Here is a 15,306-nt window from a genome sequence, read left to right as displayed (position 1 = left end):
TCACGTCCCGAACAGGTCCTGTTGTCCGTTTCCCGTGGACGCCGAGCGGGGCGGGGTGAGGCCGAGATGCGCCCATGCGGCGGGAGTGGCGACCCGTCCGCGCGGGGTGCGGGCGAGCAGACCTTCCCTGACGAGGAACGGCTCGGCCACCTCCTCGACGGTCTCGCGCTCCTCCCCCACCGCGACCGCGAGGGTGGACAGGCCGACCGGGCCGCCGCCGAAGAGCTTGAGCAGCGCCTCCAGGACTCCGCGGTCGAGGCGGTCGAGGCCGCGGGCGTCGACCTCGTAGACCTTGAGCGCGGCAGCGGCGATGTCGCGGGTGATGATCCCGTCGGCCTTGACCTGGGCGTAGTCGCGGACCCGGCGCAGCAGACGGTTGGCGATGCGGGGCGTGCCGCGGGAACGGCCCGCGATCTCGGCGGCGCCCTCGGAGCCGATCTCGACGTCGAGGAGGTTGGCCGAGCGGTGGATGACGCGCTCCAGCTCGGCGGGCTCGTAGAACTCCATGTGGGCGGTGAAGCCGAAGCGGTCGCGCAGCGGGGGCGGCAGCAGGCCTGCGCGCGTGGTGGCGCCGACCAGGGTGAACGGGGGCAGTTCCAGCGGGATGGCGGTGGCGCCGGGGCCCTTGCCGACGATCACGTCGACGCGGAAGTCCTCCATCGCCATGTAGAGCATCTCCTCGGCGGGCCGCGACATGCGGTGGATCTCGTCGAGGAAGAGGACCTCGCCCTCCTGGAGGGAGGAGAGGATCGCGGCGAGGTCGCCGGCGTGCTGGATGGCGGGGCCGGAGGTGATGCGGATGGGGGCGCCCATCTCGGCCGCGATGATCATAGACAGGGTGGTCTTGCCGAGGCCGGGGGCACCGGAGAGCAGCACGTGGTCGGCCGTGGCGCCGCGCGCGCGTGCGGCCCGCAGGACCAGGTCGAGCTGTTCGCGGACCTTCTCCTGGCCGATGAACTCGTCCAGGTCCTTGGGGCGCAGGGCGGCCTCGACAGCCTGGTCCTCACGGTCGGCGGACGCACCGACGAGCCGCTCGGCGGCGGTTTCGTCGGTGGTGTCGTCCCAGTTCACTGACGTTCTCCTAGCGGGCGCGGTTCAGGGTCTGCAGGGCGGCCTTCAGCAGCTGGCCCACCTGGGGCGTGCCCTCGGACGCCTCCGCCTGCGGGGTCACGGCGGTGACGGCCTCGTCGGCCTCGCGCGTGGCGTACCCGAGGCCGATCAGGGCGGCGTGCAGCTGGTCGCGCCAGCCCTGGGTGACGGGAGCGCCGATCGCGGGGGCGCCGATCGGCTCGCCCAGCCGGTCCTTGAGCTCCAGGAGCAGCTTCTGGGCGCCCTTCTTGCCGATGCCGGGCACGGCGATGAGCGCCTTCTCGTCGCCGGTGGCCACCGCCCGGCGCAGCGCGTCCGGCGCGTGCACGGCCAGCATGGCCTGGGCGAGGCGCGGGCCGACTCCGCTGGCGGTCTGGAGCAGCTCGAAGGTCTGACGCTCGTCGTCGTCGACGAAGCCGTAGAGGGTGAGAGAGTCCTCGCGTACGACCAGGGAGGTGGCGAGCTTGGCCGGCTGACCGAGGCGAAGGGTCGACAGTGTGTTCGGCGTGCACTGCACCGCCATGCCGACACCGCCGACCTCGACCACCGCGGTGTCGGGGGCGAGGGCGGCGATCGTGCCGCTCACGAAGGCGATCATGCCGTACGGCCTTTCCGTGCTGTGGCTGTGTGCAGGGCGACGGCCTGCTGGAGTCGGTTCTGGGCGGGGGCGCGCCAGATGTGGCAGATGGCGAGGGCGAGCGCGTCGGCGGCATCGGCCGGCTTGGGCGGGGCGTCGAGCCGCAGCAGGCGGGTGACCATGGCGCCTACTTGGGCCTTGTCGGCGCGGCCGCTGCCGGTGACGGCGGCCTTGACCTCGCTCGGGGTGTGCAGGGCGACCGGGATGCCGCGGCGGGCGGCGCACAGCATGGCGACGGCGCTGGCCTGGGCGGTACCCATCACCGTACGCACGTTGTGCTGGCTGAACACCCGCTCCACGGCGACGAATTGGGGCCGGTGCTCGTCCAGCCACTGCTCGATGCCCTGCTCGACGGCGACGAGCCGCTGTCCCAACTCGGCGTCCGCGGGCGTGCGGACGACCCCGACGCCGATCATCGTGAGCGGCCGGCCCGCGACTCCCTCGACGACGCCCACGCCGCATCGCGTGAGACCGGGGTCCACCCCGAGTACGCGCACGCTCCCCCTCCTTCGCTCGCCTGTTTGTGCAGGCTATCGGGTGCCACCGACAACGACCGCCAGCAACGCCCGGCAAAGGGACGGGCCGACGGGTGTGCCCCGTCGGCCCGTTCACAGCTGAGCGTCGGCTCAGGCGTCCACCTTCTCCATGACCTCGTCGCTCACGTCGAAGTTGGCGAAGACGTTCTGGACGTCGTCGCTGTCCTCGAGGGCGTCGATCAGCCGGAAGATCTTCCTGGCGCCCTCCTCGTCCAGTTCGACCTGCATGGTCGGGACGAAGTTGGCGTCGGCGGAGTCGTAGTCGATCCCGGCGTCCTGGAGGGCGGTGCGGACGGCGACCAGGTCGGTGGCCTCGCTGAGGATCTCGAAGGACTCACCCAGGTCGTTGACTTCTTCGGCACCCGCGTCCAGGACGGCGCCGAGCACGTCGTCCTCGGTGAGCTCGCCCTTGGGGACGACGACGACGCCCTTGCGGTTGAAGAGGTACGACACCGAGCCGGGGTCGGCCATGTTGCCGCCGTTGCGGGTCATGGCGACGCGCACGTCGGAGGCGGCGCGGTTGCGGTTGTCGGTCAGGCACTCGATGAGCACCGCGACGCCGTTGGGGCCGTAGCCCTCGTACATGATCGTCTCGTAGTCGGCGCCGCCGGCTTCGAGGCCGCCGCCGCGCTTGACCGCGGAGTCGATGTTCTTGTTCGGGACCGACTGCTTCTTCGCCTTCTGGATGGCGTCGTAGAGAGTCGGGTTGCCCTCGATGTCGACGCCGCCCATGCGGGCCGCGACCTCGATGTTCTTGATCAGCTTCGCGAAGAGCTTGCCGCGCTTGGCGTCGATCACGGCCTTCTTGTGCTTCGTCGTAGCCCATTTAGAGTGGCCGGACATCTGCCTGTCTCCTTCGCGTAACCCATCCCTGCAACCAACGCCTGAGATCCTACAAGGACTCCCGCGTCCGGTTCGCGCGCACCATGTCGACAAACAGGGAGTGCACGCGGTGGTCGCCGGTCAGTTCCGGGTGGAACGACGTGGCGAGCGCGTTGCCCTGGCGGACCGCGACGATGTGACCGCCGTGCTCGGCGAGCACCTCGGCCTCGGCGCCGACGGACTCCACCCAGGGGGCACGGATGAAGACGCCCTCCACCGGATCGCCCGGAACTCCCTTGACGTCGACCGCGGCCTCGAAGGACTCGTTCTGACGTCCGAAGGCGTTGCGGCGCACGATCATGTCGATCCCGCCGATCGTCTCCTGACCCGAGCGCGGGTCGAGGATCTTGTCGGCCAGCATGATCAGCCCCGCGCAGGTGCCGTAGACGGGCAGGCCCGCATGCACGCGCGCGCGAAGCGGCTCCATCACGCCGAACAGCACGGCCAGCTTGGAGATGGTGGTGGACTCGCCGCCGGGGATGACGAGGCCGTCCACCTCGGCGAGTTCGTCGGGGCGCCGCACCGCCCTGGCCACGGCGTCGGCCGCGGCCAGGGCGACGAGGTGCTCCCGGACGTCGCCCTGGAGGGCCAGGACGCCTATGACAGGAGTGCTCATGACTGGTTACCAGCCGCGGTTGGCGTAGCGCTCGGCCTCGGGCAGGGTGTCGCAGTTGATGCCGACCATGGCCTCGCCGAGGTTGCGGGACGCGTCCGCGATGATCTTCGGGTCGTCGTAGAAGGTGGTGGCCTTCACGATGGCGGCGGCGCGCTTGGCCGGGTCGCCGGACTTGAAGATGCCGGAGCCGACGAAGACGCCCTCGGCGCCGAGCTGGCGCATGAGCGCGGCGTCGGCCGGGGTGGCCACACCACCGGCGGAGAACAGCACGACCGGGAGCTTGCCGAGCTCGGCGACCTCCTTGACCAGCTCGTACGGGGCGCGCAGGTCCTTGGCGGCGGCGTACAGCTCGTTGTTGTCGTAGCCGCGCAGGCGGGCGATCTCGTTCTTGATCTGGCGCAGGTGGCGGACGGCCTCGACGACGTTGCCGGTGCCGGCCTCGCCCTTGGAGCGGATCATGGCCGCGCCCTCGGCGATGCGGCGCAGGGCCTCGCCCAGGTTGGTGGCACCGCAGACGAAGGGGGTCGTGAAGGCGAACTTGTCGCTGTGGTTGACCTCGTCGGCCGGGGTGAGGACCTCGGACTCGTCGATGTAGTCGACGCCGAGGGACTGCAGGACCTGGGCCTCGACGAAGTGGCCGATGCGGGACTTCGCCATGACCGGGATGGACACGGCCTCGATGATGCCCTCGATCATGTCAGGGTCGGACATCCGGGCCACGCCGCCGTCCTTGCGGATGTCGGCGGGGACCCGCTCCAGGGCCATGACGGCGACGGCACCCGCGTCCTCCGCGATCTTCGCCTGCTCCGGCGTGACGACGTCCATGATCACGCCGCCCTTGAGCTGCTCCGCCATACCGCGCTTCACGCGCGCGGTGCCGGTCTCGGGAGCCTGGTTCTCGGTGCTGGACACGGGTTGACCTCGCTGAAGTGAAAGGGACTGCTGCAGCACCGAGGAAACGTCACCGGACCAGTCCACTGCAAGGGCCAATGGGGAGCCGGTGGATCGTTTTGGCGCTCCAGTGGGCTTGGCTGGAGCCGTAGCCGCGGTGGTGGCCGCCGCCCTGGACCTCGTGGACCTCCAGGCCCGTCTCCCTACGCGGCCCGGTCCACCAAGGCCGCGGGCGGCTCGTCGTCCATCTCGAAGGCCATCGGGAAGGGGGCGTGGCCGGCCAGGCGGAACCAGCGGACCTTGCGGTGCTGGCGCAGCCGGCGGGCCGCGCCGACGGCGTCGTTGTGGAAGCGGCGAGCCATCGGGACGCGTCGTACGGCCTCGGTGAGCTCGTGGGCCGCCGCCTCTCCCCCGGGCGCCTCACGGATCCCCTCCACCTGGGCCATCTCCGCGAACACGGCCCGCAGCGCCTGGCTCAGCTCGCTCTCGGCCACCTCCCGCTGCTCCTCCTCGGCCTGCCGGGCGGCGTGTGCGGCCTCGTACAGGACGATCGACGCGGCCGGGTCGAGCACGCCCGAGGTGGCCAGTTCCTGGGCCACGGACGCCCGCCGGAGCAACTGCGCGTCCAGGCCCGCGCGCGTGGCGTCGATCCTGGCGTGCAGCCGGTCGAGACGGCCCGCGGTCCAGCTCAGGTAAAGGCCGATCGCGACCAGCGCGACGAGAATCCAGATGAGGGTGGGAGTCACGGGCAGCAAGGCTATCGGGGCGGGTGGGGGCTGGGTGGGCCAGGCACGGGGTCGGGGCGCTCGGAAGCGCGAGACCGTCCTTCAAGGGGCGGCGGGGGCGGCGGGGTACGAGACGGCCACCGACAACACGGGGCACCCCGCCACGGCACGGTGGTGGCCGGCGAAACGAGTCCGGCTCGGCGAGGCTGTGGCCACCCCGGCAGGCTCCGGCCCGGCACCGACCCTCCGCTACCGGGCAAGCCCTGAGCACAGCCCCGACCCGTCTCCGACCAAGCGGACTCCGACCGGGCGCCGACCCGCCACCGGCCAGGCAGGTCGTGGCGGTCGAAGCACGTCCCAGCTCGGCACGAACTCATGGCCGCCGAAACCGGGAACCGGCACGGCACGGCCCGCCGCCGACCGTCCAGGCCCCGGCACAGCACCGACCCAGCGCCCACCAACCAGACCCCGCCACGCCGCCCCAGCGGCGGCCGAACAAGATCCCCCGCGTCCGACGCCCGCGTCGCGGTCAGTCCCTGGCCAGGCCCAGCCGTGCTCGCAGTCCCGGGCCACGGTCGTCGTCCGCCGCTGCCACCGCCGCCGCGCCCGATGTCACCGTCTCGTAGACCGACAGGATGTCCGCCCCGACGGTCGACCAGTCGAAGCGGCGGACGTGGGCGCTGCCGCGCTCGCGGAGTTCGGCGAGCCTCGACGGGTCGCCGAGCAGCCGTACCGCCGCCTCGGCGAGTGCGTCCGCGTCCTCGTTGGCGAAGAGTTCGCCCGCCGCGCCGTGGTCGAGGACCTGGGCGAAGGCGTCGAGGTCGGAGGCGAGCACCGGGGCGCCCGCTGACATGGCCTCGACCAGGATGATCCCGAAGCTCTCGCCGCCGGTGTTGGGGGCGACATACAGGTCGACGCTGCGCAGGAAGCGGGCCTTGTCCTGGTCGCTGACCATGCCGAGGAACTCCACGCGCGCGCGCAGCTCCTCGGGAAGGGACTCCACTGCCTCCTCCTCGTCGCCGCGCCCGGCGACCAGCAGCCGGGTCCGCGGACGCTCGGCGAGGATCTTCGGCAGGGCCTTCATCAGCACCGGCAGGCCCTTGCGGGGCTCGTCGATGCGCCCCATGAAGCCGATCGTGTCGCCCTGCCACTCGGGCTTCGGCTCGGCCTTGGCGAAGAAGTCGACGTCCACGCCGTTGGGGATGACCACCGCGTCGCCGCCGAGGTGCTCGACGAGCGTGCGGCGGGCGTACTCGCTGACGGCGATCCGGGCACTGATCTTCTCCAGGGCGGCCTGGAGGATCGAGTACGCGGCGACCATGACCCGCGAGCGCGGGTTCGAGGTGTGGAAGGTGGCGACGATCGGGCCCTGCGCGGCCCAGCAGGTCAGCAGGCCGAGGGACGGCGAGGACGGCTCATGGATGTGGACCACGTCGAACGCGCCGTCGTGCAGCCAGCGGCGCACCCGTGCCGCCGACAGGAAGCCGAAGCTCAGCCGGGCCACCGAGCCGTTGTAGGGCACCGGGACCGCGCGGCCGGCCGAGACGACGTACGGCGGCAGCGGGGTGTCGTCGTCGGCCGGGGCGAGGACGGACACCTCGTGGCCGAGCCGGATGAAGTACTCGGCGAGATCGCGGATGTGGAACTGCACGCCACCCGGCACATCCCAGGAGTACGGGCAGACGATGCCGATTCTCACGGGCGGGCCCCGTCCGAGGGTCGGGGTTCGAGGTCCTTCAGCCACAAGCGCTGCAGCATGTGCCAGTCCTCCGGGTGGTCGGCGATCCCTGTGGCGAAGGCATCGGCCAGCGCCTGTGCCATGACAGACGTCTTTTCGGCCCGCGTACCTGTCCCGGGCACCTCGACCGGGGGGTGCACCCTTCCCTGCATGACGGGCGAGTCGTCGTACCAGAGTGTCACCGGCAGCAGCAGCGCGCCCGTCTGCTGGGCCAGCAGGGCAGGGCCCGCGGGGATGCGGGTCGCCTCGCCGAAGAACTGCACCTCGACGCCGGACGACGACAGGTCGCGCTCGGCGACCAGACAGACCAGGCCGCCGTCCCGCAGCCGCCGGGCCAGCGTGCCGAAGGCGGTGCCGCCGCTGTGCGGGAGCACCTCCATGCCGAGGCCCTCGCGGTAGGCGACGAAACGGTCGTACAGCGTCTCCGGCTTGAGCCGTTCGGCGACCGTGGTGAACGGGGTCTCCAGCTTGGTGGTGACCCAGGCGCCGGCGAGGTCCCAGTTGGCCATGTGCGGCAGCGCGAGGACGACGCCCCTGCCCGCGGCGAGTCCGTCGGTGAGGTGGTGGAGGCCCTTCGGGGCGAAGCCGCTCTTGATGCGGTCCTTGCTCCAGGCGGGCAGCCGGAAGGACTCCATCCAGTAGCGCAGATACGACCGCATGCCCGCGCGCGAGAGCTCGGCGAGGCGCTCGGGGCTCGCGTCGGGCACCACGCGCGCGTAGTTGCTCTCCAGGCGGAGCACGCCCTTGCCGCGCTGCTTCCAGGCCAGGTCGGCGATGCTCCGGCCGAGGCGCACGGCGACCGGCTCGGGGAGCTTCTTCACCACGCCCCAGCCGAGGCCGTACAGCGAGTCCGTCAGCCGCTCCTGGGCGCTCACTTCGCGGCCTCGCTCCCCTGCTGCCGGGAGTTCTCCCCGGCCACGTCCGCCTCGGCGGCACCGGAGTCGGCGGCGTCCGAGTCGGCACCCGGCTCCGCGGCGGCCTCCTCGGCCTCCGCCGACTCGCGGCGGACCGTGACGACTCGCTGGATCAGCGTGACCAGGCTGCCGACGGCGACGATCCACAGCGCGACCGGCAGCAGGTACTGGATGCCGGGCACGCCGAACTTGTGCAGGCCCGCGAGGCCAGCCAGGGTCAGCGAGATCACCAGGCGCTCGGCACGCTCCACGAGGCCGTTGACGGCGACCGGCAGCCCGATCGACTCGCCACGGGCCTTCGTGTACGACACCACCTGGCCGCTGGCCAGGCAGAAGATGGAGACCGCGCACAGGACGATGTCGTCGCCCCCGCCCGCGTACCAGAGGGCGAAGCCGCCGAAGATCGCGCCGTCGGCGACGCGGTCGAGGGTGGAGTCGAGGAAGGCGCCCCAGCGGCTGGAACGGCCGAGCTGGCGGGCCATGTTGCCGTCGACGAGGTCGGAGAACACGAACAGCGTGATCACGACCGTGCCCCAGAAGAACTCGCCCATGGGATAGAAGACCAGCGCGCCCGCGACCACTCCGGCGGTGCCGAGGAGCGTGACCGTGTCGGGGCTGACGCCCCTTCTGATCAGAAATGAGGCGAACGGGGTGAGGACACGCGTAAAAAATGCACGCGCGTACTTGTTCAGCATGGCCTTCCCGACGGTCGGTGTGGCCGGCTCGGCCCCTGCTGGCCACCGGCTGGCCCATCGTAGCCACGCGCGCGCGTGGGCGACGGCCGGGCACCCGGAGCCGGTGTCACGGGCTCGGCGCATCCGGGTCACGGCGCGATCGCGTCCGTCGTATGGACGCACCGTGACGGGAGTGGAAAGCTCGAAGGACCGCGGGCGTCACCGGAGCCGCACCGCACGCGGGTCCGCATGTCCGCGCCCACAGTGACCTCACCGTGCACGGGAGGCAAGGCCATGGGCGACAAGGCGAACGCACACCCCGGAGCCGCCGGCAGGGCAACAGCGGCCGACCACCCCGCGTCCGTACGGAATGTGGTGCTGGTCGGCCACTCCGGATCGGGCAAGACGACATTGGTGGAAGCTCTCGCACTCACCGCGGGAGCAGTGAACCGGGCGGGCCGCGTGGAGGACGGCGGCACCGTCTCGGACTACGACGAGATCGAGCACCGGCAGCAACGCTCGGTACAGCTCTCCCTGGTGCCCGTCGAGTGGGACGGGTACAAGATCAACCTTCTGGACACCCCCGGATACGCCGACTTCGTCGGGGAACTCAGGGCCGGTCTGCGAGCGGCGGACGCGGCCCTTTTCGTCGTCTCGGCCTCGGACGGGGTCGACGGCTCCACCCGCATGGTGTGGGAGGAGTGCGCGGCCGTCGGCATGCCCCGCGCGATTGTGATCACGCACCTTGAGGCCGCGCGGGCGGACTTCGAGGAGATGACGCGGATCTGCGCGGAGGCCTTCGGCGGCGACGACCCCGACGCCGTGCTCCCGCTCTATCTGCCGCTGCGCGCGCCGCAGGGACCCGACGGGCACGCGCCCGTGACCGGGCTGACCGGACTGCTGTCGCAGAAGCTGTTCGACTACTCGTCCGGGGAGCGCAAGGAGTCCGAGCCGGGCGAGGACCTGCTGCCGGGGATCGAGGAGGCCCGCAACCGGCTGATCGAGGGGATCATCTCGGAGAGCGAGGACGAGACCCTCATGGACCGCTATCTGGGCGGCGAGGAGATCGATTTCAAGACGCTCGTGGAGGACCTGGAGCGGGCCGTCGCGCGCGGGGTGTTCCATCCGGTCCTGGCCGCCGCCCCCGCGACCGACGGCGCCCGGCAGGGGCTCGGTACGGTCGAGCTGCTGGAGCTGGTCACGGGCGGGTTCCCGACGCCGTTCGAGCACCCCACGCCGGGCGTCACGACCATCGACGGCAAGCCGCGCGAGATCAAGGCGTGCGACACCGAGGGGCCGCTGGTCGCGGAGGTCGTGAAGACGGCGTCCGACCCGTATGTCGGCCGGATCTCGCTGGTGCGGGTCTTCTCCGGGACCCTGCGCCCCGACGAGACGGTCCATGTCTCCGGGCACGGGCTCGCCGACCGCGGGCACGAGGACCACGACGTCGACGAGCGCATCGGCGCCCTGTCCGCCCCCTTCGGCAAGCAGCAGCGCCAGCTCTCGCACTGCATCGCGGGCGACCTCGCGTGCGTGGCGAAGCTCAGCCGCGCGGAGACCGGCGACACCCTCTCCGCCAAGGACGACCCGCTGCTCATGGAGCCGTGGGAGATGCCGGACCCGCTGCTGCCCCTCGCCATCCAGGCGCACAGCAAGGCGGACGAGGACAAGCTCTCGCAGGGCCTCGCCCGGCTGGTCGCCGAGGACCCGACCATGCGGCTCGAACAGAACCAGGACACCCACCAGGTCGTCCTGTGGTGCCTGGGCGAGGCGCATGCCGACGTGGCGCTGGAGCGGCTGCGCAGCCGCTACGGCGTACAGGTCGACCTCGTACCGCACCGGGTGCCGCTGCGGGAGACGTTCGCCGACAAGTCGGCCGGGCGCGGGCGGCATGTGAAGCAGTCCGGTGGGCACGGGCAGTTCGCCATCTGCGAGATCGAGGTGGAACCGCTGCCCGGTGGTTCGGGCATCGAGTTCGTGGACAAGGTCGTCGGCGGCGCGGTGCCGCGGCAGTTCATCCCGTCCGTCGAGAAGGGCGTACGGGCGCAGGCGGCCAAGGGGGTGGCCACCGGCCATCAGCTGATCGACGTCCGGGTCACGCTGCTGGACGGCAAGGCGCACTCCGTGGACTCCTCGGACGCCGCGTTCCAGACGGCCGGGGCGCTGGCCCTCAGGGAGGCGGCGGCGGACGCCCGGATCCATCTGCTGGAGCCGGTTTCCGAGGTGTCCGTGCTGGTCGGCGACGACTATGTGGGCGCCGTGATGAGCGACCTGTCCGGGCGGCGTGGCCGGGTGCTGGGCACCGAGCAGACCAACGGCGGCCGCACGCTCATCAAGGCCGAGGTGCCCGAGATCGAGATCGGGCGGTACGCGGTGGACCTCAGGTCCCTCTCGCACGGCACCGCGCGCTTCAGCCGCTCCTACGCGCGGCACGAGCCCATGCCGCCGCAGATCGCCGAGAGGATCCGTGAAGAGGCGCGTGCCGCCTCGTAGTTGGGTCCGGATGCCGCACAAGTGGCGTCCGGAGCCTCTCGGGTGACGGTTCTGGAACGCTCCCCTCCGAATCGGCGGGCGGCTTCGGCCGTCCGCCGATTAATGTCAGCGCGTACGGATACGCTGATGACCTGATCAACAGGTGTGCGAAGCACGGAAGTCGGGAAGGCCGCAGTGGGTGAGTCCGGCGGCGATCGGGGGCGGGAATGACCGTTGACGGCGGTTACGCGGACATCTTCGGTCCGCAGGTGCCGCGCACGGGCGACGAGGCGCAGACGGCGACGTTCGCGCTGGCCTCGGCGGCCTATCGGGACAATCCGGTGGAGGAGATCCTCAAGGCCAACAACGAGTGGCACGAGTCGGCCGTCAAGGGCGGCCGCAAGTGGGCGAAGATCTTCCGCCCCAACCTGGGCGAGGCGTTCTCCACGGCCGTGGTCGCGCGCATGCTCGGCGTGGGGCGCAAGCCGCTCATCCAGTCCTTCGGCGCCGAGCCGCAGGTCGTGGTCGAGCACTGTCTCGCGGCGAACAACATCCGCCGGGACCGGGACAACTGGCTGACCGCCGTGATGGTGCTGTGTGGTGTGCTCTTCCTGCCGGGACTCCTCGTCTGGCTGCTGGTCTTCACGCTGCGCACCAACATCGCCAAGCGCGAGGACAACAAGCAGGCGGGCGCGCTCGCCACCGCCCTGCTCGTCGCGATGGGCGCGCTGGCCGTGCTCTTCCTGATCAAGATGCCGTTCGGAGGTTTCTGGGGCTGGTACGCACGCGCGTGCGTGGCCCTTCCCGTGGTCGGCTGGTTCTGGGCCAAGCAGATCTGCGAGCGCACCGCCAGGGACCTCCGGGAGCGCTGGGCCAGTCTGCTGGCCGGCAGCAGCGTGGGCGCCAAGGTGCCCGAGGCGGTGCCGAGCAACCCCGGCGAGACCGCGGCCGAGCAACTGCGCCAGTCCCTGGCCACGCTCAGCGCCGAGCAGCAGTCCAACTCGGTCTTCTACGCCGGTCCCAAGGGCATACTCGGCATGGGCACCCGCTGGGGCAGCTGGCAGCTCGCCGAGGACCTGGTGTCCGCCGACCCCACCCGGGAGATCCATCCCTTCCGCAGCTGGGACGTCGTCCGTTCCATCCACGACCAGCTCCGCATGCTGGAGCGCAACACCATCAACACCGGCGGCTTCCCGAAGCCGTCCATACGGCACTGGGTCGTCACCCCGATCGCGGAGGGCGCGAAGGAGGTGTCCCGGCCCGGGGGCACGGACGTGGACGCCTACCAGGTCAAGACCCACGCGATACAGGACATCTGCAACAAGCAGCAGTTCGGTGGCGGCGACCGGCACTATCTGGGCGTCCAGTGGACGCTGTGGGAGGGCCAGTTGGTCCTCACCATGCTGATCACGGTGACCGTGCTGCACGAGACGCTGCGCATCGAGGTCACCGGGCACGCCCTGGGGCCGGTGCACGGGCTGTTCACCTCGAAGCCGGCGGCCAAGGAGAAGGAAGTCGCCAAGCAGGTCAGGTTCTGGGAGACCAAGAAGATCAAGCTCCCGCTGGTCGACGCGGACGAGGTGGTCCGTCTGACCGCCCGGGCGCCCCTGACCTGGTACCCACCGCTGCTCAACTGGCTCGGCGGCTCGCTCGCGCTGCCCGAGCCGTTCGGTCTGCGGCACGCCTGGGCGGACAAGCCATGGCGGCACCGCTTCATGGCCGACGACGCGCTGCGCGCCGCGACGCCGGTACTGAGGGTGGTGCACTCGGCGGCGATCCGGGTCCTGGCGGAGAACGGCGTGGACACCGAGAAGTTCGGCACGCGGGCGGGCTTCCTGAGCACGCAGGTGCAGGACGTGTCGCCGCGGAAGGCGGATGTCTACGACGCGTAGGCCTCCGGCGGGCGGCCCGGGTCGACGTGCGGGTGGGTCTGGGTGCCGGTTCCCTGGGGGCTGCGCCCCCAGACCCCCTTCGGCCTGGACGGCCTCGTCCTCAAACGCCGGACGGGCTGGAGATGCCGGACCCAGCCGAGTTCAGACCGTCGGCCACGCCTCCGACAGCATCTTGCGGGTGTCGCCCAGCAGCTGCGGCAGCACCTTCGTGTGGCCGACGACCGGCATGAAGTTCGTGTCGCCGCCCCAGCGCGGGACGATGTGCTGGTGGAGATGGGCGGCGATACCGGCGCCGGCGACCGTCCCCTGGTTCATGCCGATGTTGAAGCCGTGCGCCCCGGAGGCCGTCCGCAGGGCCGTCATCGCCTGCTTGGTCAGCGCCGCCAGCTCAGCGGTCTCCGGCTCGGTCAGCTCGGTGTAGTCGGCCACGTGACGGTAGGGCACGACCATGAGATGGCCGCCGGTGTAGGGGTAGAGGTTGAGCACCGCGTACACCAGCCGGCCGCGCCGGACGACCAGACCGTCCTCGTCCGACTTGGCCGGAATCGAGCAGAAGGGGCAGCCGTCGTCGGCACCCGGGCCGGTCGGCTTGTTCTCGCCCTGGATGTAGGCCATCCGGTGGGGTGTCCACAGACGCTGGAACGCGTCCTGCGTCCCCACTCCCAACTGCTGCTCCGGCTCACTCGTCATGCAAAGCAGCATATGACTTCGCCCGTTCGCGCCGTGTCGGCGGGGTTGTGCGAAAAGCAGCCCGGGCCAAGCTGGGCAAGTGGACGACGACAGCGGCACGCGCCCCGGCGGCGAAGAGCGCGGGGCCGACGACAGCGGCACGCGGCCCGGCGACGACGGGCACGGGCCCGACGACACGGACGCACGCCCCGATGACAACGGGCACGAGACCGACGACAACCACACGAACCCCGGCGAGAACGACCACGGGCCCGACGGCAAGCGCTCACGCCCCGATGACGACCGGCACGAGACCAACGACAACCGCACACACCCCGGCGAGAACGAGCACGAGGCCGACGACAACGGGCACGAGACCAGCGACAACCACACGAGCCCCGGCGACCACGAGCACGGGCCCGACGACACAGACGCACGCCCCGGCGACGACCGGCACGGCACCGACGACAACCGCACACGCCCCGACAGCGACCGCCACGGCACCAACGGCACGGACGCGCGCCGGCCTCACGACCCTCAGGACCCCGACGCGCGGAAGCCCTCCAGTGACCACGCTCCCGATCTCGACCGCACAGGCGAGCCCGAAGGCCGCGGCGCGGCAGACGACGAGGCCCAGGACCCACACGCCATCCGCGCCAGGCGCGACCCCCATGCCACTCGCGCCACGCACGACCCCCACGCCACCCACGAACCCGACATCCACAACACCGCAGACCACCGGCCCCACAGCACACCCGGCCGCCCGCCACGCGCCGCCGCCCACCGCCGAGCCCCCGGCGCGGACGCCTCCCGGTCTCACGGCACGGGCACCCCCCGGACCCACCGCCCGGCCCACCGCCGACCCGGCAGCGGCGGTCGTCCCGACCCCGTCGGCATGGCCCACCGCCAGGCCCACTGGGAGCAGCACACCGAGATCCCTCTCGCCGTCGCCTCCATGGCCTTCCTCGCCTCGTACGCGCTCCGGGTCCTGGCCCCCGGCCTCCCGCAGGCCGTGCTCGACCTCTGTCTGGCGGTGACGCTGGCCGCATGGGCGCTCTTCGCCGTGGACTACGCGGTGCGCTGGCGCCTCAGCGGGCAGCGTCACCGCTTCGTGCGGAAGCATGTGCTGGACACCGTGGTCCTGCTCCTGCCGCTGCTGCGGCCGCTCAGGGTGGTGAAGGTGTACGAGGCCGTGCTGCGGCGCCGCGGCGAACCCCGGCTCGCCCTGCACGCGCGCGTGATCGCGTACTCCGGTCTGTCGACCCTTCTGCTGGGCTTCGCCGGCGCCCTCGCCGTGTACCAGCAGGAACGCGACGCCCCCGGTACCACCATGCCCACCTTCGGCGACGCCGTCTGGTGGGCCTGCGCCACCCTGACCACCGTCGGCTACGGCGACGTCACCCCGGTCACCCCGCTGGGGCGGCTGATCGCGGTCGGCGTGATGATGATCGGGATGGCCCTGCTCGCCGCCGTGACCGGCACCTTCGCCTCCTGGCTGCTCCAGGTGTTCTCCCGGGAGGACGACGAGAGGCCCCCGGGAAGCTGAACTCCCCGAGGGCCCCGCCGTACGG

14 protein-coding genes are annotated in these 15,306 nt (G+C 71.5%); 3 read left to right on the top strand and 11 right to left on the bottom strand.

All coding sequences use genetic code 11. From position 1 onward, the window contains the following. The 10 genes from ruvB to pgsA all read right to left on the bottom strand — a co-directional run bounded on the left by ruvB (position 1) and on the right by pgsA (position 8,723). Positions 1–1,071, bottom strand: a complete 1,071-nt coding sequence (gene ruvB / locus AQI94_RS36040; RefSeq protein ID WP_031043160.1) for a Holliday junction branch migration DNA helicase RuvB — start codon at positions 1,069–1,071, stop codon at positions 1–3. Positions 1,072–1,081: 10 nt separating this feature from the next. Further along, positions 1,082–1,687, bottom strand: a complete 606-nt coding sequence (gene ruvA / locus AQI94_RS36035) for a Holliday junction branch migration protein RuvA (protein ID WP_031043157.1) — start codon at positions 1,685–1,687, stop codon at positions 1,082–1,084. Continuing rightward, the gene (gene ruvC, locus AQI94_RS36030; protein ID WP_031043154.1) at positions 1,684–2,223 is read right to left on the bottom strand and encodes a crossover junction endodeoxyribonuclease RuvC; all 540 of its coding nucleotides are present in this window, start codon (positions 2,221–2,223) and stop codon (positions 1,684–1,686) included. The genes ruvA and ruvC overlap by 4 nt, the downstream gene beginning before the upstream one ends. A 129-nt stretch (positions 2,224–2,352) precedes the next feature. Further along, positions 2,353–3,105 carry a YebC/PmpR family DNA-binding transcriptional regulator gene (locus AQI94_RS36025; protein ID WP_031043150.1) on the bottom strand — a complete coding sequence of 251 codons (753 nt, stop codon included), beginning with the start codon at positions 3,103–3,105 and terminating at the stop codon, positions 2,353–2,355. A gap of 49 nt (positions 3,106–3,154) precedes the next feature. Next, positions 3,155–3,760 (bottom strand): pyridoxal 5'-phosphate synthase glutaminase subunit PdxT, encoded by a 606-nt coding sequence (pdxT, locus tag AQI94_RS36020; protein WP_031043149.1) that lies wholly within the window; start codon positions 3,758–3,760, stop codon positions 3,155–3,157. Positions 3,761–3,766: 6 nt separating this feature from the next. Beyond that, positions 3,767–4,672, bottom strand: a complete 906-nt coding sequence (gene pdxS, locus AQI94_RS36015; RefSeq protein ID WP_031043147.1) for a pyridoxal 5'-phosphate synthase lyase subunit PdxS — start codon at positions 4,670–4,672, stop codon at positions 3,767–3,769. Between the two features lie 182 nt (positions 4,673–4,854). Then, positions 4,855–5,397, bottom strand: a complete 543-nt coding sequence (locus AQI94_RS36010) for a LemA family protein (protein WP_031043145.1) — start codon at positions 5,395–5,397, stop codon at positions 4,855–4,857. Between the two features lie 508 nt (positions 5,398–5,905). Next, on the bottom strand, positions 5,906–7,075 hold the full coding sequence (locus tag AQI94_RS36005; RefSeq protein ID WP_031043143.1) for a glycosyltransferase family 4 protein: 1,170 nt from the start codon (positions 7,073–7,075) through the stop codon (positions 5,906–5,908). Continuing rightward, positions 7,072–7,989 carry a phosphatidylinositol mannoside acyltransferase gene (locus AQI94_RS36000; protein WP_031043140.1) on the bottom strand — a complete coding sequence of 306 codons (918 nt, stop codon included), beginning with the start codon at positions 7,987–7,989 and terminating at the stop codon, positions 7,072–7,074. Before AQI94_RS36000 ends, AQI94_RS36005 begins: the two co-directional genes overlap by 4 nt. Continuing rightward, positions 7,986–8,723 (bottom strand): phosphatidylinositol phosphate synthase, encoded by a 738-nt coding sequence (gene pgsA / locus AQI94_RS35995; RefSeq protein WP_031043137.1) that lies wholly within the window; start codon positions 8,721–8,723, stop codon positions 7,986–7,988. The genes AQI94_RS36000 and pgsA overlap by 4 nt, the downstream gene beginning before the upstream one ends. A 273-nt stretch (positions 8,724–8,996) precedes the next feature. On the opposite strand from pgsA, the gene AQI94_RS35990 reads away from it, so the two are divergent. Together AQI94_RS35990 and AQI94_RS35985 are read left to right on the top strand one after the other, a co-directional pair. Beyond that, positions 8,997–11,195: an elongation factor G-like protein EF-G2 gene (locus AQI94_RS35990; RefSeq protein ID WP_031043135.1), complete on the top strand. Its 2,199-nt coding sequence runs from the start codon at positions 8,997–8,999 to the stop codon at positions 11,193–11,195. Positions 11,196–11,401: 206 nt separating this feature from the next. Further along, positions 11,402–13,066: a hypothetical protein gene (locus tag AQI94_RS35985; protein WP_031043133.1), complete on the top strand. Its 1,665-nt coding sequence runs from the start codon at positions 11,402–11,404 to the stop codon at positions 13,064–13,066. 141 nt (positions 13,067–13,207) lie between these two features. Here AQI94_RS35985 and AQI94_RS35980 read toward each other — a convergent pair whose 3' ends face one another. Further along, a complete protein-coding gene (locus AQI94_RS35980; RefSeq protein WP_037942010.1) occupies positions 13,208–13,768 on the bottom strand; it encodes an HIT family protein in 561 nt (186 codons plus the stop codon). 862 nt (positions 13,769–14,630) lie between these two features. Here AQI94_RS35980 and AQI94_RS35975 point away from each other — a divergent pair. Further along, complete coding sequence (locus AQI94_RS35975; RefSeq protein WP_031043128.1) at positions 14,631–15,281, top strand: potassium channel family protein; 651 nt, start codon at positions 14,631–14,633, stop codon at positions 15,279–15,281. Positions 15,282–15,306: the final 25 nt, after the last annotated feature.

The sequence above is a fragment of the Streptomyces pseudovenezuelae genome (assembly GCF_001513955.1).
GTDB classification, from domain to species: domain Bacteria; phylum Actinomycetota; class Actinomycetes; order Streptomycetales; family Streptomycetaceae; genus Streptomyces; species Streptomyces pseudovenezuelae.
Note: the sequence above shows the minus strand (reverse complement) of the source record. Positions and strands in the feature narration are given on the sequence as shown.